Origin of the sequence: Streptomyces ochraceiscleroticus (assembly GCF_000720485.1) — a bacterium.
GTDB lineage: Bacteria > Actinomycetota > Actinomycetes > Streptomycetales > Streptomycetaceae > Streptomyces > Streptomyces ochraceiscleroticus.
Genome location: NZ_JOAX01000012.1, coordinates 1 through 20195 on the forward strand (window position 1 = coordinate 1; position 20195 = coordinate 20195).

Annotated in this window: 13 protein-coding genes and 1 tRNA gene; 12 read left to right on the forward strand and 2 right to left on the reverse strand. The window is 70.4% G+C overall.

Going from position 1 to position 20195, the window contains the following annotated elements; all coding sequences use genetic code 11:
* The first annotated feature begins 159 nt into the window (after positions 1 to 159).
* A complete protein-coding gene (locus IG84_RS0116495) occupies positions 160 to 837 on the forward strand; it encodes a DegT/DnrJ/EryC1/StrS family aminotransferase (protein ID WP_031057154.1) in 678 nt (225 codons plus the stop codon).
* 138 nt (positions 838 to 975) lie between these two features.
* Positions 976 to 1048, forward strand: a tRNA-Thr gene (locus tag IG84_RS0116500).
* A gap of 108 nt (positions 1049 to 1156) precedes the next feature.
* Here IG84_RS0116500 and IG84_RS0116505 read toward each other — a convergent pair.
* Positions 1157 to 3805 (reverse strand): SpoIIE family protein phosphatase, encoded by a 2649-nt coding sequence (locus IG84_RS0116505; RefSeq protein WP_245659374.1) that lies wholly within the window; start codon positions 3803 to 3805, stop codon positions 1157 to 1159.
* Between the two features lie 280 nt (positions 3806 to 4085).
* Here IG84_RS0116505 and IG84_RS0116510 point away from each other — a divergent pair, with 280 nt between their 5' ends.
* From IG84_RS0116510 to IG84_RS39870, 10 genes are all read left to right on the forward strand, one after another.
* Positions 4086 to 9584: a HAMP domain-containing protein gene (locus tag IG84_RS0116510; protein WP_078648895.1), complete on the forward strand. Its 5499-nt coding sequence runs from the start codon at positions 4086 to 4088 to the stop codon at positions 9582 to 9584.
* A gap of 253 nt (positions 9585 to 9837) precedes the next feature.
* Positions 9838 to 10521 (forward strand): response regulator, encoded by a 684-nt coding sequence (locus tag IG84_RS0116515; RefSeq protein ID WP_031057165.1) that lies wholly within the window; start codon positions 9838 to 9840, stop codon positions 10519 to 10521.
* Positions 10522 to 10712: 191 nt separating this feature from the next.
* The gene (locus IG84_RS0116520; RefSeq protein ID WP_037800395.1) at positions 10713 to 13493 is read left to right on the forward strand and encodes a DNA translocase FtsK; all 2781 of its coding nucleotides are present in this window, start codon (positions 10713 to 10715) and stop codon (positions 13491 to 13493) included.
* 214 nt (positions 13494 to 13707) lie between these two features.
* Positions 13708 to 14511, forward strand: a complete 804-nt coding sequence (locus IG84_RS0116525; protein WP_031057171.1) for a helix-turn-helix domain-containing protein — start codon at positions 13708 to 13710, stop codon at positions 14509 to 14511.
* 149 nt (positions 14512 to 14660) lie between these two features.
* The gene (gene rimO, locus IG84_RS0116530; protein ID WP_031057174.1) at positions 14661 to 16157 is read left to right on the forward strand and encodes a 30S ribosomal protein S12 methylthiotransferase RimO; all 1497 of its coding nucleotides are present in this window, start codon (positions 14661 to 14663) and stop codon (positions 16155 to 16157) included.
* Positions 16154 to 16846 carry a CDP-diacylglycerol--glycerol-3-phosphate 3-phosphatidyltransferase gene (pgsA, locus tag IG84_RS0116535; RefSeq protein ID WP_031057176.1) on the forward strand — a complete coding sequence of 231 codons (693 nt, stop codon included), beginning with the start codon at positions 16154 to 16156 and terminating at the stop codon, positions 16844 to 16846. The genes rimO and pgsA overlap by 4 nt, the downstream gene beginning before the upstream one ends.
* Positions 16847 to 16965: 119 nt before the next feature.
* Entirely contained in the window at positions 16966 to 17454 is a 489-nt protein-coding gene (locus IG84_RS0116540; RefSeq protein WP_031057179.1) for a CinA family protein, read from the forward strand.
* Positions 17455 to 17563: 109 nt separating this feature from the next.
* On the forward strand, positions 17564 to 17947 hold the full coding sequence (locus tag IG84_RS0116545) for a helix-turn-helix domain-containing protein (RefSeq protein ID WP_030260616.1): 384 nt from the start codon (positions 17564 to 17566) through the stop codon (positions 17945 to 17947).
* Between the two features lie 185 nt (positions 17948 to 18132).
* Positions 18133 to 18603 carry a Dps family protein gene (locus IG84_RS0116550; protein ID WP_031057182.1) on the forward strand — a complete coding sequence of 157 codons (471 nt, stop codon included), beginning with the start codon at positions 18133 to 18135 and terminating at the stop codon, positions 18601 to 18603.
* Positions 18604 to 18841: 238 nt separating this feature from the next.
* Complete coding sequence (locus IG84_RS39870; protein WP_382467548.1) at positions 18842 to 19285, forward strand: hypothetical protein; 444 nt, start codon at positions 18842 to 18844, stop codon at positions 19283 to 19285.
* A gap of 82 nt (positions 19286 to 19367) precedes the next feature.
* Here the strand turns inward: IG84_RS39870 and IG84_RS0116555 are convergent, their stop codons facing one another.
* Positions 19368 to 20174, reverse strand: coding sequence for an Fpg/Nei family DNA glycosylase (locus tag IG84_RS0116555; RefSeq protein ID WP_031057185.1), 807 nt, complete (start codon positions 20172 to 20174; stop codon positions 19368 to 19370).
* Between the last annotated feature and the right edge of the window lie 21 nt (positions 20175 to 20195).

Here is a 20195-nt window from a genome sequence, read left to right on the forward strand (position 1 = left end):
TACTGCAGGGGGGACCCTGTGGGAGAGTAGGACGCCGCCGAACAATTCTTCAGCTCCGGTCCCTGAACCTTCTGGTTCAGGGACCGGAGCTTTTTTGTTCGACGATTGCAGTGCAGCGTGTCACCTGCCGTTCACGTTCGGCCGCCAGCATCCGGAGGCATGGGGACAAGTGGAACGCTTGAGTCGGCCGGTATCGGCATCGGCGACGAGGTCGTGGTGCCGGCGTTCGGCAACGCCGAGGTCACCGAGGCCGTCGTGCGCGCCGGAGCCGCACCGGTCTTCGCCGACATCGACCCGGACACCTACTGCATCGACCCGGCCGCCGTGGCCGACGTACTGACCTCCAGGACCGCCGCCGTCATCGCCGTGCACCGCTTCGGACAGCAGGCCGACATGGCCAGGCTGCAGGAGCTGGGAGCGCGGCACGGGCTGCTGGTGCACGGCGCCGAGGAGCCCGGCGCGGCCCCCGGCGGCGCCGAGCAGCGACGGGCGTACGCGACCTACTACGACGGTCGCCTGCGTGGTGTCATGACGCCCACGGAGCGGGCGCCGCACACGTACGAGCAGTACGTGGTCCGGGTCCCGGGCAACGGCCGGCCGGACCGCGACGCCTTCGCGCGCACCCTGCGGGCCAAGGGCGTGGCCTGCCGGGTGCCCGTGCCGGTGCCGGTGTACCGCATGCCCGCTCACCGGCGGGACCTGCTGCTGCCGCAGACGGAGCGAGCGTGCGACGAGACGCTGGCGCTGCCCGCCGCCGGGTCGCTGACCCGCCGTGAATTGCAGCGCGTCGTGAGCGCGTGCAATGCGCTCGGCGGGCTTCTCCAGCCGGCGTTCTGAGCGGCGCCGGAGTAACCGGAGTAATACGGGTGGGGCGGCTGTCGGGTAATTCCGATTTACCGGGAGTGCGTGGCTGACCTGGTCGGCAGGTGGTTCGAACCACGGCTCGGAGTCAGGTATAGTTATTCCCGTCGACGCGCCCCAATAGCTCAGTCGGCAGAGCGTCTCCATGGTAAGGAGAAGGTCTACGGTTCGATTCCGTATTGGGGCTCTGAAGAAAAAGGCCCCCGCCTGATGGCGGGGGCCTTTTTGCTTTCGGGTGCCATTCGGGCGAATGGCCGGGCCGGGGCCCGGAGCGATGCCCCAGGCCCCCGATGTCTTACGGCGTCATGCTCTCGTGCACCGCCTCCGGCACCCGCATGGCGAGGATGGCCATGTCGTCCGAGGCGGGCTCGGCGGCGAAGCGCTCCACGGCACGCAGGATGCGCGCGGCGACCGCGCCGGCGGTGAGGCCCGTACAGGTCGTCAGGACGTCGGCGAGGCCGTCGTCGCCGAGCATCCGGGTGCCCTCGCGGCGCTCCGTGACGCCGTCGGTGACGCAGAGCAGGACGTCGCCGGGGTCGAGGGTCACGGTCTGGGCGTACAGCTCCAGGTCCTCCATGACGCCCAGCAGCGGCTGCGGTTCGGCGGCGGGTTCGACCGTGCCGTCCTGGCGCAGCCGCAGGGGCAGCGGATGGCCCGCGCAGACGACCTTCAGTACGGCACTGCCGTCGCGCTGGGGCCACAGTTCGCCGTAGAGGAGTGTGAGGAAGCGGCTGCGGGCTCCCTCGTCGAGGATCGCGGCGTTGAGGCGTTCGAGGACGGCCGGGCCGCCGAAGCCCTCGCGGGCGAGCAGCCGCAGCGCGTGCCGCGCGAGCCCCGTGACGGCCGCGGCCTCCGGTCCCGTACCGCAGACGTCGCCGATGGCGAAGCCGTACGCGCCGTCGCGGATGGGGAAGAGGTCGTAGAAGTCGCCGCCGACCTCGTTGCCCTCGCCCGCCGCGCGGTAGATGACCTCGACCTCGACGCCGGGGACGTCGGGCAACTCCGGGGGAAGCAGGCTGCGCTGGAGGGACTGGCTGATGGCCGTGCGCTCCGAGTACAGGCGCGCGTTGTCCAGGGCGAGCGCGGCCCTTCGGGAGAGGTCCTCGGCGAGTTCGAGGATCTCCTGGCGGAAGTGCTCCTCGGTGGGCTTGCCGAGGGTGAGCATGCCGATGACGCGGTTACGGGCGACGAGCGGCAGCACGACGGTCTCGCCGCCGACGGCCGAGGCGGTGGCCAGCGTGGCGCCGGGGCCGCTGGACGGCCGCGCGGAGGCGCCCAGTCCGAGGCTGCGCAACGAGGTGCGCAGGGCGGCGTCGTGGGCCGCGTCTCCCGGGGCGCTCCATACGCGGGCCCCGGGGGTGGGCACCGGCTCCGGCGGCGGGACCTTCTGCAGCAGGGTCTTGAGGCCGTCGATGCGGTCCTCGTCCTCGTGCAGCACGAAGGAGAGTTCGGGCTCGGACGTCTGGTCGGCGACGGTGTACACGGCGCACCAGGTGGCGAGCGTGGGGACCGTCATCTGGGCCATGAGAGCCAGCGTCTGATTGCGGTCCAGGGTGCCGGCGAGCAGGTCGGACGCCTCGACCAGGAAGGAGAGCGAGCCGCGGCGGAGCTTTTCGAGCTCGGTGAGGCGGGCGCGTTCGACGGCGAGTGCGATGCGGTCGGCAGCGAACTGGAGGCGCAGCGCTTCTTCGTTCGTATAGCGGCTGGGGGTCTCGGCGGCGACGCCGAGCGAGCCGGTGAGGCGGCCCTCGACCTTGAGCGGGACCGTGACGACCGAGCGCATGCCCGTACCGGAGAGCAGCGGGACGGCGCCCTGTACGGCCGTCAGGTCCTCGTGAACGGCAGGCATGCGGGCCGAGCCGTAGCGGCCGCTGCCGGCCTCCACAGGGACGCGTGCGAAGCGCTGGCGGGCGGAGGGCAGCCCCGTGGAGGCGCGGACCTCCAGCTCGGTCTCGTCGTCGGTGGCCAGGAGGAGGTACGCGGCGTCGCCGTCGAGCATGTCGCGGGCGCGTTCGACCGTGCGCTGCAGGAGGCCGTCGAGGTCGTCGGGGGCGGGGGAGCCGATGAAGACTTCGAACGGGTCGGCGGGGCCGTGGCCCTCGGACTGCTGGGCGGAGGAGTCCGACGGGGTACGCGGCGGGCTCGCGAGGACGGCGCGCTCGTGGTCGCGGACGAGGAGGCAGACCGTGGAGGGCTCGCCATCGGCGTCGCGCACCCGTAGGTGCGAGGCGTACACGGGGACGACGCGGCCGTCGGCACCCCTTATGCCGTAGCTGCCCTCCCAGCGGGAGAGCTGGAGGGCCTCGGCGATGCCGGTGCCCGTACCGGGGGTGTGCGGCCAGGCCGCGAAGTCGGTGAGGGGCTTGCCGATCACCTGTTCGGGCGCATAGGCGAAGAGTTCTTGCGCGTCCTCGTTCCAGGAGCTGATGCAGCCGCCGCGGTCGATCTGGACGACGGCGACGCGGACCCGGTGCTCGGCGACGGGGAGCGCGTCCACGGGGAGCGCGGGGCCGGCGGACCGGGTGCCGGCGGGGCGCTCGGGCAGGTCGAGCTGGAACCAGACGTGCTTCTGGGACGGGGTGTACTCCACGCCCCAGCGGGTGGCCAGGGCGCCGCACAGCAGCAGGCCGCGGCCGCCCTCGCGGTCGGGGTGGGCGAGCGCCTGTCCGGAGCTCTGTACGGGCACCTCGCGCTCCGGATAGCGGTCGCCGACCTCGATGCGGACGCCGGTGTCGGTACGGAGGCAGAGGACATCGGCGGCGGTGCCGGCGTGCACGACGGCATTGGTGACGAGCTCGCTGGTGAGGACGACGGCGTCGTCGATGATGTCGCCGTGGCCCCAGCCCTGGAGGGTGTCGCGCACGAAAGCCCGGGCCGTGGCGACCGAGCGTCCTACCGGCTCGAAGGTGGCAGCGGCCCGCGCGGTGATCACTGGTCTCCTCATGCGTGTGTCGGTGATCTGCTCCCCCATAGTCGCGGCGCCCCTCCGAATGCCCGTCGTGCTCGCGCCACCGCACCGGCCGTGCGGGTGGACAGCCGGAGCCCAGGGTACTTACCTTCGACGCCCGCATGGATGCCGGTCACGTGTGTTTCCCGCCCCGGGCTCGCCACGGACGGTATGCGATGCTGCCGAACTGTTATGGCCTGGTTGGGCCATGGTGAAACACTGGGAAGGCTTCAAGAGAAGGCCCGGGTAGAACGGTCGACCCTGCGGGAGGGACACGGTGGAGTCTGGCGGAGCGGCGCGGGGTGCAAGCACGCGCGCGAAAGGCGGACGCTCCCGCAACAACGGGACGACAGAGGTGGACACGGCGGCGCTGAACCGCCTGCTGTCCGCTCTCGTGTCGATGAGGGACGGGAACTTCCGCAAGCGGTTGACCGTCTCCGGCGACGGGATCATGGCGGAGGTGGCGGCCGTCTTCAACGAGGTCGCCGACCGCAATCTGCACCTCACGGGCGAGCTGGCGCGGGTCCGGAGGGTCGTGGGGCGTGAGGGAAAGCTCACAGAGCGGCTGGAAGTGGGGGCCTGCGAGGGCTCCTGGGCGGCCGCGATCGACGCGTCCAACGCGCTCGTGGACGACCTCGTACGGCCGGTCTCCGAGGTGGGCCGGGTGCTGTCCGCGGTGTCCGAGGGCGACCTCGAACAGCGCATGGACCTGCGGACACGCAGCAACGACGCGACGACGGCGCACCCGCTGCGGGGCGAGTTCCTGAAGGTCGGCCGTACGGTCAACGGCCTGGTGGACCAGCTCTCGGCGTTCACCGACGAGGTGACCAGGGTCGCCAGTGAGGTCGGCACGGAGGGCAAGCTCGGCGGTCAGGCCCGGGTACGCGGAATGTCCGGTTCGTGGAAGGACCTCACGGATTCGGTCAACACGATGGCCTCACGGCTCACCGCTCAGGTACGTGACATTGCTCTCGTCACGACCGCGGTGGCCAAGGGTGACCTCTCCCGGAAGGTCACCGTCCACGTCGCGGGCGAGATGCTCGAGCTGAAGAACACCGTCAATACGATGGTGGACCAGCTCTCGTCCTTCGCCTCCGAGGTCACGAGGGTGGCCAGGGAGGTCGGTACGGAGGGCGAGCTCGGCGGCCAGGCGGGGGTGCCGGGCGTCGCGGGCGTCTGGAAGGACCTGACCGATTCGGTCAACTTGATGGCTGGCAACCTCACGGCCCAGGTGCGCGGGATCGCGCAGGTGACGACGGCGGTCGCCAATGGCGATCTGTCCCAGAAGGTCACGGTGAGCGCGCGCGGCGAGGTCGCGCAGCTGGCCGACACGATCAACACGATGACCGAGACGCTGCGCACGTTCGCGGACGAAGTGACGCGGGTGGCGAACGAGGTCGGCGCCGAGGGCCAGCTCGGCGGCCAGGCGCAGGTGCCGGGCGCGGCCGGTACGTGGAAGGACCTCACCGACTCGGTGAACAACGCGTTCCGCAACCTCACCGGTCAGGTGCGGGACATTGCGCAGGTCACGACGGCGGTGGCCAACGGTGATCTGTCGCAGAAGGTCACGGTCGACGTCTCCGGCGAGATGCTGGAGCTGAAGAACACCGTGAACACGATGGTGGACCAGCTGTCCTCCTTCGGTGCCGAGGTCACGAGGGTGGCCCGGGAAATCGGTGTCGAGGGTGAGCTGGGCGGTCAGGCGCAGGTGCCGGGTGCCGCCGGTACGTGGAAGGACCTCACCGACTCGGTGAACACGGCCTTCCGGAACCTCACCGGCCAGGTCAGGAACATTGCGCAGGTCACGACGGCGGTGGCCAACGGTGATCTGTCGCAGAAGGTCACGGTCGACGTCTCCGGCGAGATGCTCCAGCTGAAGAACACCGTGAACACCATGGTGGATCAGCTCTCCTCGTTCGCGGACCAGGTCACGCGGATGGCCAGGGACGTGGGTACGGAGGGCCGGCTGGGCGGCCAGGCCCAGGTTCCGGGTGTGAGCGGTACGTGGAAGGAACTGACCGACTCCGTCAACTTCATGGCGGGGAACCTGACGTCCCAGGTGCGGCAGATCGCGCAGGTCACGACGGCGGTCGCCCGGGGTGATCTGTCGCAGAAGATCGACGTCGATGCGCGCGGCGAGATCCTGGAGCTGAAGAACACCATCAACACGATGGTCGACCAGCTCTCGGCGTTCGCGGAGCAGGTGACGAGAGTCGCCCGCGAGGTGGGTACGGACGGCCGGCTGGGCGGTCAGGCGCAGGTGCCGGGCGTGGCCGGTGTGTGGCGCGACCTGACCGATTCGGTGAACGGTATGGCGGGCAACCTGACCGCTCAGGTCCGTAACATCGCCCAGGTCGCGACCGCGGTGGCCCGCGGTGACCTCTCCCAGAAGATCGACGTGGACGCCCGCGGCGAGATCCTGGAGCTCAAGAACACCCTGAACACGATGGTGGACCAGCTCTCCTCCTTCGCCGAGCAGGTGACCCGGGTGGCCCGCGAGGTGGGTACCGAGGGCATCCTGGGCGGCCAGGCCGAGGTGCAGGGCGTCAGCGGTACCTGGAAGGACCTCACGCAGTCCGTCAACTTCATGGCGAACAACCTGACTTCGCAGGTGCGCAACATCGCCGAGGTGACGACCGCGGTGGCCCGCGGTGATCTGTCCAAGAAGATCACCGTCGACGCCAAGGGCGAGATCCTCGAACTGGTGACGACCGTGAACACGATGGTCGACCAGCTCTCCTCGTTCGCCGAGCAGGTGACGCGGGTGGCCCGTGAGGTGGGTACGGAGGGCCAACTGGGCGGCCAGGCCCGGGTGCCGGGCGTGACCGGCATCTGGAAGGACCTCAGCGACAACGTGAACCTGATGGCCAACAACCTGACCATCCAGGTGCGGAACATCTCCCAGGTCTCCGCGGCAGTGGCCAACGGTGACCTGACCAAGAAGGTCACGGTCGAGGCGCGCGGCGAGGTCGCGACGCTGGCCGACACGGTGAACACGATGGTGACGACCCTGTCGTCGTTCGCCGACGAGGTGACGCGAGTCGCCCGCGAGGTGGGCACCGACGGGATCCTGGGCGGTCAGGCACGGGTGCCGGGTGTCGCCGGTACGTGGAAGGACCTCACGGAGTCGGTGAACTCCATGGCGTCCAACCTGACCGGACAGGTGCGGAACATCGCCATGGTCACGACGGCCATCGCGAAGGGTGATCTGACCAAGAAGATCGACATCGACGCCCGGGGCGAGATCCTGGAGCTGAAGACGACGATCAACACGATGGTCGACCAGCTCTCCTCCTTCGCCGAGCAGGTCACCCGGGTGGCCCGCGAGGTGGGTACGGAAGGCCAGCTGGGCGGCCAGGCGCAGGTGCGCGGCGTGGCCGGTACCTGGAAGGACCTGACCGAATCGGTGAACGAAATGGCGGGGAACCTCACCCGTCAGGTGCGCGCGATCGCCGCCGTCGCCGCGGCGGTGACCCTCGGCGACCACAACGTCCGCATCGACGTGGACGCGGCCGGCGAGATCCTGGAGCTCCAGGACAACGTCAACACGATGATCGCCACGCTCCGCGAGACCACGCTCGCCAACGAGGAGCAGGACTGGCTGAAGGGCAACCTCGCCCGGATCTCCGGCCTGATGCAGGGCCGCCGCGACCTGAAGGACGTCGCGAAGCTGATCATGAGTGAGCTGTCGCCCGCGGTCTCCGCGCAGCACGGTGCGTTCTTCCTCGCGACGTCGGCCGACGACAACCAGGAGATCGGCGCGGACGGCGGCGAGGCGGGCGAGTACGAACTGCGCCTGACGGGCTCGTACGGCTATTCGATGGGTGCAATGCCCTCCACGTTCCGGCCCGGTGAGACGCTCATCGGCACCGCGGCGGAGGAGAAGCGCACCATCCTGGTGGAGAACGTGCCGGCGGGATACCTGAAGATCTCCTCCGGACTGGGCGAGGCGCCCCCGGCCAACGTGATCGTGCTGCCCGTGCTCTTCGAGGACAAGGTGCTGGGCGTCATCGAGCTGGCGTCGTTCCAGCCGTTCACGCAGATCCAGAAGGACTTCCTCAGCCAGATCGCGGAAATGATCGCGACCAGCGTCAACACGATCTCGGTCAACACCAAGACGGAGATCCTGCTGAGCCAGTCCCAGGAGCTGACCGAGCAGCTCAAGGAGCGCTCGGCGGAGCTGGAGAGCCGGCAGCGCGCGCTGGAGCTGTCCAACTCCGAGCTGGAGGAGAAGGCGGAGCAGCTGCGCAAGCAGAACCGCGACATCGAGGTGAAGAACACCGAGATCGAGGAGGCGCGGCAGGTCTTGGAGGAGCGCGCCGAGCAGCTCGCGGTCTCGATGCGGTACAAGAGCGAGTTCCTCGCGAACATGTCGCACGAGCTGCGGACACCGCTCAACTCCCTGCTCATTCTCGCCAAGTTGCTGGCCGACAACGCCGAGGGCAATCTCTCGCCGAAGCAGGTGGAGTTCGCCGAAACGATCCACGGCGCGGGTTCGGACCTGCTCCAGCTCATCAACGACATCCTGGACCTGTCGAAGGTCGAGGCGGGCAAGATGGACGTCAGCCCGACCCGGATCGCGCTGGTGCAGCTCGTCGACTACGTCGAGGCGACGTTCCGGCCGCTGACCGCGGAGAAGGGCCTGGACTTCTCGGTACGGGTCTCCCCGGAGCTGCCCGCGACGCTGCACACCGATGAACAGCGCCTCCTTCAGGTGCTGCGCAACCTGCTCTCCAATGCGGTGAAGTTCACCGACTCCGGAGCGGTGGAGCTGGTCATCAGGCCGGCCGGCGCGGACGTCCCCCTCGCCATCCGGGAGCAGCTCCTGGAGCACGGCGCGCTGCGCGACGCGGACGCCGACATGATCGCCTTCTCGGTGACGGACACCGGTATCGGCATCGCGTCCAGCAAGATGCGGGTGATCTTCGAGGCGTTCAAGCAGGCGGACGGCACGACGAGCCGAAAGTACGGCGGTACGGGCCTGGGCCTGTCCATCAGCCGCGAGATCGCGCGGCTCCTGGGCGGTGAGATCCACGCGGCCAGTGAGCCGGGCCGCGGCTCGACCTTCACGCTGTACCTCCCGTACAACCCGGGCGGGCTGCCGCCGCAGGGCTACCCGCAGCTCGTCGCGGGCGGCTTCGCGATGGACGCGGAGGCGCACGACGCGGAGATCGCCGAGCAGGAGGCGGCGGCGCACCGCGCGGCGGAGGAGGAGCAGATCACTCCGGATGCCGCGGTCTCGGGCCTCAACCGCCGCCGCAGGCGCGGCATTTCGGGTGCGGCGCCGCGGCCCGCACTGCCCGGCGGGCCGACCGTCGCGCAGCCGCCGCAGTCCGCGGACGAGCCGTGGCTGGGCAGCGGACAGGACCTGGTGGCGCCGTCCTCCGAGAGCGGTGGTTTCCAGGGCGAGAAGGTGCTGATCGTCGACGACGACATCCGCAACGTCTTCGCGCTCACCAGCGTCCTGGAGCAGCACGGTCTGTCGGTGCTGTACGCGGAGAACGGCCGTGAGGGCATCGAGGTGCTGGAGCAGCACGATGATGTGACAGTGGTGCTGATGGACATCATGATGCCGGAGATGGACGGTTACGCCACGACCGCGGCGATCCGCCGGATGCCGCAGTTCGCCGGCCTGCCGATCATCGCCCTGACCGCCAAGGCCATGAAGGGCGACCGGGAGAAGAGCATCGAGTCCGGGGCTTCCGACTACGTGACGAAGCCGGTGGACACCGACCATCTGCTCTCGGTGATGCAGCAATGGATGCGCGCGGAGTGACGGGGCGTGCGCGGAGAGGCCGGTCCCCGGCCCATATGCTGACTCGCTGTGGTCGTGCACGTGTGGGAGCACGGTATTCGGGGAACCTTCTGGTCTCCCGCTGCGTTTCTGCTACGTGCACGGTGACATAGCGGTGACAGGGTGTGGCGACAGGCGGGGTGCGGCTACCATGACCGGCACAAGTACGGGCGGCATGACGGAGCCGTCCCCTGGGGCGGCGTCCGGTGGAGTGCCGGGGCGAGGAGGACGGGCCATGGTGCAGAAGGCCAAGATCCTCCTGGTCGATGACCGGCCGGAGAATCTGCTGGCGCTGGAGGCGATCCTCTCCGCGCTCGATCAGACGCTGGTGCGGGCATCGTCCGGGGAGGAAGCGCTCAAGGCGCTGCTCACCGACGATTTCGCGGTGATTCTGCTCGATGTGCAGATGCCGGGGATGGACGGGTTCGAGACCGCGGCGCACATCAAGCGCCGCGAGCGGACGCGGGACATCCCGATCATCTTCCTCACGGCGATCAACCACGGCCCGCACCACACGTTCCGTGGCTACGCGGCCGGTGCTGTCGACTACATCTCCAAGCCGTTCGACCCGTGGGTGCTGCGCGCCAAGGTCTCGGTCTTCGTCGAGCTGTACATGAAGAACGTCAAGCTGCGGGAGCAGGCGTCGCTGCTGCGGCTGCAGCTCGAGGGCGGTCAGCCGGCCGACGACGAGGACGCCAAGGAGGCGGCGGGGCTCCTCGCCGAGCTCTCCGCGCGGCTGGCGGCCGTCGAGGAGCAGGCCGAGGCGCTGTCCAAGCAGCTCGACGAGTCGGCGGACGCCGCCGCCGTGGCGACGGCCGCGCACCTGGAGCGGAAGCTGACGGGACTGCGCCGCGCTCTGGACGCCCTGGAGCCGGGCACGGGCAACAGCGACACGCCGTCCGTGCCCTCGCAGAACTGACGGCGCGGCGCCGGGTGTACGGCGTCGGCGCCGCCCCGCAGGGGAGCTGACCCGGCAGCAGCTCCCGGCGCTGCCCCGGGTGTTGGGCCCGGCGCGGGCCAACCGCCCATATGGCGCGTTGGTTACGACACGAACGGGTGAAGGCCCGAGCGCCCGTGTCACCCCGGGCGGTCGCCTGTAACCTCGTCACCATGGCCTCACGTACGTCCGGCAAGGGTTCCCAGAGCACGGCGGGCCCCTCGAAGCAGCGCGCCGGGCGCCCCGGGGGAGCCGCCAAGAAGACCGCCGCGAAGCCGCCCGCCGCCAAGAAGGCACCGGCGAAGAAGGCGCCGCCCAAGAAGGCCGCGGCCGCGAAGAAGGCCCCCACGAAGAAGGCGGTGGCGAAGAAGCCCGCGCCGTCGCCGACCGGGGGCGTCTACCGCGCGGTGCGCGCCCTCTGGCTGGGCCTCGCGCACACCGTCGGCTGGCTCTTCCGCGGCATGGGGCGCAGCGCGAAGAACCTCGACCCGGCCCACCGCAAGGACGGCCTGGCGCTGGCCCTGCTCGGCCTCGGCCTGGTGATCGCGGCGGGCACGTGGGCCAATCTGAACGGCCCGGTCGGTGACGTCGTCGAGCTGCTGGTGACCGGCGCGTTCGGCCGGCTGGACCTGCTCGTGCCGATACTGGTGGGCGGCATCGCCGCCCGTGTGTTCTTCCGCCCCGAACAGCCGGAGGCGAACGGGCGGATCGTCATCGGGCTCTCGGCGCTGGTGGTCGGCGTGCTCGGACAGGTCGCGATCGCCTGCGGCTCGCCGGACCAGGACGATGTGGCGGGGGTGCGGGACGCCGGCGGCTATCTCGGCTGGGCCGTGTCCAAGCCGCTGCTCTTCATGGTCGGGCAGACCCTGTCGGTGGCGCTGCTGGTACTGGTGACCGTCTTCGGCCTGCTGGTGGTCACCGCGACCCCGGTGACGGCCATTCCGCGGCGGTTCCGCGCGCTCGGCATGCGGCTGGGCCTCCTGGAGACGTACGAGCCGGATGCCGACGCCTTCGCCGACGAGCCGCGCGAGCAGCCGGCCCGCAGGGGCCGCCGGAGCCGCTCGGAGGAGCTGGAGACGTCCCCGGAGGCCGCGGAGGAGGCCGCGCTCGCCAAGCGCCGCAAGTCGCGCCGTACGGCCGCTGAGCCGGTCGCCGAACCGGCCGCCGAGTGGGAGCCCGCGCGGTCCAAGGACGCGGTGGACGTGGCCGCCGGGTACGCCGCCAATCTGGACGGCGCGGTGCTGCACGGCATCCAGCCCTCGGCCCTGGTGGCCGACATCAGCAGCGGCATCAAGGGCGAGCGCGGCGACCACGAGGACAGCGGCGCCGCCACGGGCCTCCAGAGCTCTGTACCGCCCGCACGCGATGCCGAGCCGACGGCCGTCGCGGAGCGTTCCTCCTCGGTCCCCGACTTCACCAAGCGCGCGCCGGAGCCCGTCTCCGACCTGCCGCCGCGCGCCGAGCAGCTCCAGCTCGCCGGCGACATCACGTATGCGCTGCCCTCGCTGGACCTGATGGAGCGCGGCGGGCCCGGCAAGACCCGCAGCGCGGCCAACGACGCGGTCGTGGAGTCGCTGTCCAAGGTGTTCCAGGAGTTCAAGGTGGACGCCGCGGTCACCGGCTTCACCCGGGGGCCGACGGTCACCCGGTACGAGATCGAGCTCGGTCCGGGCGTGAAGGTCGAGAAGATCACCGCGCTGGCGAAGAACATCGCGTACGCGGTGGCCAGCCCGGACGTGCGGATCATCAACCCGATCCCGGGCAAGTCCGCGGTCGGCATCGAGATCCCCAACAGCGACCGCGAGATGGTCAACCTCGGGGACGTGCTGCGCTCGGCGGCCGCGGTGGGCGACGACCACCCGATGGTGGTCGGGCTCGGCAAGGACGTCGAGGGCGGCTACGTCTCGGCGAACCTGGCGAAGATGCCGCACGTCCTGGTCGCGGGCGCCACCGGCTCCGGCAAGTCCTCATGCATCAACTGCCTGATCACCTCGGTCATGGCCAGGGCCACGCCGGAGGACGTACGGATGGTGCTGATCGACCCCAAGCGGGTCGAGCTCACCGCGTACGAAGGCATCCCGCACCTGATCACGCCGATCATCACCAACCCCAAGCGGGCCGCCGAGGCGCTGCAGTGGGTGGTGCGCGAGATGGACCTCCGGTACGACGACCTCGCGGCCTACGGGTACCGGCACATCGACGACTTCAATGAGGCGGTGCGCAGCGGCAAGGCGCAGGCCCCCGAGGGCAGCGAGCGCGAGCTGTCGCCGTATCCGTATCTGTTGGTGATCGTGGACGAGCTGGCGGACCTGATGATGGTCGCGCCGCGGGACGTGGAGGACTCCATCGTCCGCATCACCCAGCTGGCGCGCGCGGCCGGCATCCACCTGGTGCTGGCGACGCAGCGCCCGTCGGTCGATGTGGTCACGGGCCTGATCAAGGCGAACGTGCCCTCGCGGCTCGCCTTCGCGACGTCCTCGCTGGCCGACAGCCGGGTCATCCTGGACCAGCCGGGCGCGGAGAAGCTCATCGGAAAGGGTGACAGCCTGTTCCTGCCGATGGGGGCGAGCAAGCCGACCCGTATGCAGGGCGCCTTCGTGCAGGAGGCGGAGGTCGCGGCGGTGGTGCAGCACTGCAAGGAGCAGATGGCCCCGGTCTTCCGCGACGACGTCACGGTCGGGCAGAGCAAGAAGAAGGAGATCGACGAGGACATCGGCGACGACCTGGACCTGCTGTGCCAGGCCGCCGAGCTGGTCGTCTCCACGCAGTTCGGGTCCACGTCGATGCTGCAGCGCAAGCTGCGGGTGGGGTTCGCGAAGGCCGGGCGGCTGATGGACCTGATGGAGTCGAGGGACATCGTGGGGCCCAGCGAGGGTTCCAAGGCGCGCGATGTTCTGGTGAAGCCGGAGGATCTGGAAGGAGTGCTTGCCGTGATTCGGGGGGAGGCTCACTGACAAGTCGCTCGAAAGAGATCGCAAGCAACCGTTTCTTCTGCCGATACGTCAAGTTGAAGGAAGAGACGGAACGACGCGCGACCGTCGGGCTCTCGGTGCGCACCGGAGGGCCTTCCGATGGCGTACAAAGTCCGCCCTCCCGCTTGCCCGACCCTTTCGGTACACCCCTAGACTGAACATCCAGCAGGTGGCTACACGCTCGAAAGGCGCCCCCGTGTCCATCGGCAACTCCCCTGAAGACGACCGGCCTTCCGTCGGTCGTGTCCTCCAGCAGGCCCGCGTCGACGCCGGACTGACCGTCGACGAGATCAGTACGACCACGCGGGTGCGCATCCCCATCGTGCACGCGATCGAGCAGGAAGATTTCTCGCGCTGCGGCGGGGACGTGTACGCCCGTGGTCACATTCGAACACTCGCACGTGCCGTGGGACTGGATCCGGCCCCGTTGATCGCCCAGTTCGATGCCGAGCACGGCGGCCGGCCCGCGCCGACCCCGGCGGCGCCGCTCTTCGAAGCGGAACGCATGCGTCCCGAGCGGCGGCGTCCGAACTGGACGGCCGCGATGGTCGCCGCGATCGTCGCCGTGATCGGTTTCGTCGGATTCACGCTGTTCAGCGACGGCGGCAAGGGCCAGGAGGCATCCGTCGCCGACGGTCACGTCGGCGAGAGCCCGACCGTCAAGCCGTCCCCGACCAAGACCAAGCCCGCCGACCCCAAGCCCGACCCCTCCGACAGCGCCATCGCCGGCCTGCCGAAGGACAAGGTGACCATCAAGATCACCGGACGTGACGGGCAGAGCTGGATCTCCGCCAAGGACGCCAACGGCAAGCTCCTGGAGGACGGCCTGCTCCGCAAGGGCGAGTCCAAGACCTTCACCGACAAGAAGCGGATCGACCTCGTCCTCGGTAACGCCGGAGCCGTACAGCTGTACGTCAACGGCAAGGAGGTCAAGGAGATCGGCGACAAGGGCTCCGTGGAGCGCCTGAGCTACACCCCAGGTGACCCGCAGGCCGGCTGAGCGCACGCCCGCCGGCTTCCGGGGAAACGCCGGGGAAACGCCCGCCGCCCCTCCAGGAGAGGCGGCGGGCGGCCGTATGCCGGGGCGCGGGGCGGTGCGGGGAACCCTCCCAGGCATGGGGACGTCCGGGACGAAGTAGGCTGGGCGCCATGCCCGAACGCCGTACCGTCGCCCTTGTCACTCTTGGCTGCGCCCGTAACGAGGTGGACTCGGAGGAGCTCGCAGGCCGCCTGGCAGCGGACGGCTGGGAGCTCGTCGAGGAAGCCGCCGAAGCCGATGTCGCCGTCGTCAACACCTGTGGTTTCGTCGAGGCCGCCAAGAAGGACTCCGTCGACGCCCTCCTGGAAGCCAATGATCTGAAGGACCACGGCCGCACCCAGGCCGTGGTGGCCGTGGGCTGCATGGCCGAGCGGTACGGCAAGGAGCTGGCCGAGGCGCTGCCCGAGGCCGACGGCGTGCTCGGATTCGACGACTACACCGACATCTCCGGCCGCCTCCAGACCATCCTGAGCGGCGGCAACGTCGAGGCGCACGCCCCGCGCGACCGGCGCAAGCTGCTGCCGATCAGCCCTGCCGAGCGCCAGGGCGCCGGGGTCGCACTCCCCGGCCACGGCGACGCACTCGCCTCGGCCCCCACGGACCTTCCCGAGGGCGTGGCGCCCGCCTCCGGGCCGCGCGCCCCGCTCCGCCGCCGTCTGGGGAACAACCCCGTGGCCTCGGTGAAGCTCGCCTCCGGCTGCGACCGCCGCTGCTCCTTCTGCGCCATCCCGTCCTTCCGCGGCTCCTTCATCTCGCGCCGCCCCTCGGACGTGCTGGGGGAGACCCGCTGGCTGGCCGAGCAGGGTGTGAAGGAGGTCATGCTGGTCTCCGAGAACAACACCTCGTACGGCAAGGACCTCGGTGACATCCGTCTCCTGGAGACGCTGCTGCCGGAGCTGGCCGCGGTCGACGGCATCGAGCGCATCCGGGTCAGCTACCTCCAGCCCGCCGAGATGCGCCCCGGGCTGATCGACGTCCTGACCGGCACCGACAAGGTCGCCCCGTACTTCGACCTGTCCTTCCAGCACTCGGCCCCCGGTGTGCTGCGCGCCATGCGCCGCTTCGGGGACACCGACCGCTTCCTGGACCTGCTCGCGCAGATCCGTACGAAGGCGCCGCAGGCCGGTGCCCGCTCCAACTTCATCGTCGGCTTCCCCGGGGAGACCGAGGAGGACTTCGCCGAGCTGGAACGCTTCATCAGCGAGGCGAGACTCGACGCCATCGGCGTCTTCGGGTACTCCGACGAGGACGGCACCGAGGCGGCCGGCTACGAGAACAAGCTCGACCCCGAGGTGGTGGCCGAGCGCCTGGCGCACCTCTCCCGGCTGGCCGAGGAGCTGACCGCGCAGCGCGCCGAGGAGCGCCTGGGCGAGACCTTGTCCGTGCTGGTCGACCGGGTCGACGACGAGGACGGCGTGGTCGGCCGCGCGGCGCACCAGGCCCCGGAGACCGACGGCGTCACCCTCCTCACGACCGGCCAGGACCTGGCTCCAGGTCGTATGGTCGAAGCAAAGGTGGTGGCGACCGAGGGCGTGGACCTCGTGGCGGAGCCGCTGCCGCTCGGCGCCGAGCACGGCGCCGGGTGTCCCGAGGAGGCGGGCAGATGACCGGAGTCCCGGCTTCCGCCGCAGGTGCTTCCGCCGCCGGCGGGGCCGGACGGCCGAAGACCGTCCGGCGGCAGGCCGGGCTGTGGAACATCGCCAACATCCTCACGATGCTGCGGCTGGTCCTGGTACCGGTCTTCGTGCTGCTCCTGATGCACGGCGGCGGGTACGACCCGGCCTGGCGCTCGTTCGCCTGGGCCTCCTTCGCCGTCGCCATGATCACCGATCTCTTCGACGGGCATCTGGCGCGCGCTTACGACCTGGTCACCGACTTCGGGAAGATCGCCGATCCGATAGCGGACAAGGCGATCATGGGCGCCGCGCTGCTCTGCCTGTCGATCCTGGGCGACCTGCCCTGGTGGGTCACCGGAGTGATCCTCTTCCGGGAGCTCGGCATCACGGTGCTGCGCTTCTGGGTGATCAGGCACGGGGTCATCCCGGCCAGCCGCGGCGGCAAGATGAAGACGCTCGCCCAGGGGACCGCGGTCGGGATGTACGTCCTCGTGCTCACCGGTCCGCTGGCCACGCTGCGCTGGTGGGTGATGGCGGTGGCCGTGCTGCTGACCGTCGTCACGGGCCTGGACTACGTGAAGCAGGCCGTCGTACTGCGCCGGGCCGGGCTTGCCAAGTCGCGGGAGGCCCTCCGGGCACGGTCCGGTGAGGAGCCCTCCGGTCAGGGGCCGACGCGGTGAGTGGCGGTACAGAGGCTGCGCAAGGGTCCCAGGGAAGCTCTGAGGCGCGCGCTGACGGCCTTACGGCACCCGTCGCGCCTTCTGCTGCCTCCGGCGCCGAGGAGGGCGCCGGTCGGGCGCTGGCGGCGTTGACGGAGCGTGGACAGACGCTGGCCGTGGCCGAATCGCTGACCGGCGGTCTGGTCGCGGGCGTGTTCACCGCGGTTCCCGGTGCCTCCCGGTGCTTCCGGGGCTCGGTCACGGCGTACGCGACCGAACTGAAGAGCCTCGTACTGGGTGTGGACGGCGCGCTTCTGGCCACCCGTGGTGCGGTGGACGCCGACGTCGCCCGGCAAATGGCACGGGGTGTACGACGCGTGCTCGGCGCCGACTGGGGTATTGCCACAACAGGGGTCGCCGGCCCCGACCCGCAGGACGGGCAGCCGGTCGGCACGGTCTACGTCGCGGTCACCGGGCCCGGCGGTGAGGGAAAAGTGCGCCGGCTGACGTTGCACGGGGATCGCGACCGGATCCGCAGGGACAGCGTCACCGCAGTAGTGGATCTCCTGTTGAGCGAACTGACAGAAAATGCGCGGGCAAAGGATACGGAACATCACGGGGGTATCTGATGTTTACAGCCCTGAGTGAACACGAACTCGCTCCCGGCACGGCTGAGGCCCGAGGCGGTACGGTGGGGCGAGAAGGATCCGGATCCGAGGTCCGAGGAGGGAGCCAGCGATGATTCTGCTCCGTCGCCTGCTGGGTGACGTGCTGCGCCGACAGCGTCAGCGTCAAGGCCGCACCCTGCGCGAGGTCTCCTCCTCCGCCCGGGTGTCTCTCGGCTATTTGTCCGAGGTGGAGAGGGGGCAGAAGGAGGCTTCCTCCGAGCTGCTCTCTGCGATCTGCGATGCGCTGGACGTACGGATGTCCGAGCTCATGCGGGAGGTCAGCGACGAGCTGGCGCTCGCGGAGCTGGCCCGGTCCGCGGCCGCGAGCGAGCCGGTGCCGACGCCGGTACGCCCCACGTTCAACGCCGTTTCCGTCACTTCCCTGACGGGCGTTCCCGAAGAGCGCGTGACGATCAAGGCGCCGGCGGAGGCCGTGGATGTCGTAGCGGCCTGACCGCCGCGGTCCCGCAGACCGCTTGCAGGCATGAAGAAAACCCTGGTGGGCACTCGCCCGCCGGGGTTTTCGTGTTGCCGGAGGGCACCACGGAGACTCCCGTCCGAACTGCGGCTTTTCTCGTCATGGGGCATCGTTTGTACGATGGCCAAAACGGACCATTCGCTTTGAAACGGGAGTAATGCATGCCTGTCGTCAACAGCACGCTGTCCGAGAGCGACCGCAAGACGGTCGGTGACGCGCTCCAGGGCGCGCTGGTGGACCTGGTCGACCTGTCGCTCCTCGCCAAGCAGGTTCACTGGAACGTCGTCGGCCCGCGCTTCCGGTCCGTCCACCTCCAGCTCGACGATGTCGTCGCCAGCGCACGCGGCCACGCCGACACGGTGGCCGAGCGGGCCTCCGCGATCGGTGTGACCCCCGACGGCCGCGCGGAGACGGTGGCCAAGACGAGCGGGATCGACGCCGTCGACGCCGGCTGGATCAAGGACAACGACGCGGTGGCCACCCTCGTACGGGCGCTCGGCGCCGTCATCGAGCGGATGCGGGAGCGCATCATCGCCACCGACGAGCCCGACCCCGTCACCCAGGACCTCCTGATCGGGCTCACCGCCGATCTGGAGAAGCACCACTGGATGTTCCAGGCCGAGGCGGCCTGAGGGCTGCCTGATGGCGGCCCGGTAAGGCACTCTCCGGTGGCCCGATCGCTTCCGACCCGTACTGCCGGTGGCTGACTGCGGTCCGACAGCCGGTGACAGACTCCGGAGCCGGGCTGGACCGATCGGGAACGGTTCCGTCCGAGCGCGTGTCGTGCGTTGCGGAACGCGCCGTTCGTGCCCCGGTGCGCCCTCCCGCCGGAGGGCCATGGCCGACTACCGTCGACCGGAGGAGGCAGTCATGGCATGGCGCGGCTTCTTCTCCCGGCACCCGGTCCGGGACGCGGGCGCCGGGCCGCCCGGGACACCGGGCCGCGGCAGGGTGGGGGCGCCGGGCCGCGGCCCGGCGGGCGGTGCGGTGGTACTGCTCCGTCAGGTGCCGGGTCGCTGGGCCGTCGCGGTGCTCCTTGGAGCGCTGTGGTGGTGGGCCGTGCTGCGACTGCTCTTCTGGCCCGAGGGAGCGGGGGTCGTGGAAGGTGCGATGGCCGCGGGCGGCTGGGGTCTGAGCCTGCTGCCGGTGCACTGCGTACCGCGTCGGGCGCGCCGAGGTGGGGGGCGCGTCGGCGCGGCGGGCTGGCACACGCGCGGCGGCTGCGTGGGTGCCCCGAGCGACTCCGCTCTCACGGCGCGGTTCAGCAAGGCATGGCGGCACGGGCGGTGGGGTGGAGGGCCGGGGCGGTCCTGAGGCGTCCCCGGTCCGGTCCGTGGTGCGGGTCGGTCCTGAGAGGTGTTCGGCCCGAGAGGCGGCCGGGCGCCTCTCGCCTGCGTTACGACGCCGCGCTTGCAGGGGGATCGGGCTGGCAGCGCGGGCACCAGTAGGTGACGCGGGCCTGTGGCCCGGGGTCCTGGTCCGCGACGCGGATCGGCGTCTCGCAGCGCAGACAGGGGCGGCCGGCACGGCCGTACACCCACAGGCGGCGGTCCGGGCGCGCGCTGGGCGTGGTCGTACGGGCGAGCCGCCGCTTGTTCGCCTCCAGCAGCCGCTTCGCCAGCGAGACCGCCCGGTCGGGGCGCGGCAGCGCGCCCACCGGCAGCCAGGGCGAAGCGCGCAGCAGGAAGCACAGCTCGCACTTGAAGACGTTCCCGATCCCGGCCAGATTGCGCTGATCCAGCAGCGCCTCGCCGAGCGCCCGGTCCGGGTCGGCCAGCAGCCGGCGCAGCGCCTCGTCCGGGTCCCAGTCCGGGCCGAGCAGGTCCGGGCCGAGATGGCCGACGACGCTGTCCTCGTCGGCGGTGCGCAGCAGCTCCAGTACGGGGAGGCGGTAGCCGACAGCGGTGCGCTCCGCCGTGGCCAGCACGGCGCGGATCTGGTGGTCGGGACCGCCGCGCCAGCGCTCGCCCGCGCCGTACACCCGCCAGGCACCGTCCATCCGCAGGTGCGAGTGGAGCGTGAGGCCGCCCTCGACGCGGGTGAGGAGGTGCTTGCCGCGCGGCAGTACCTCCCGTACGGAGCGACCGGCCAGGTCGGTCGTGGCCAGCTTCGGTACGCGCAGGTCGGTACGGGTCAGCCGCCGCCCGGCCAGTGCCTCGTGCAGCTCCGCGGCGACCCGCCAGACGGTGTCGCCTTCGGGCATGGCTCCATCATGCCGTGCGCG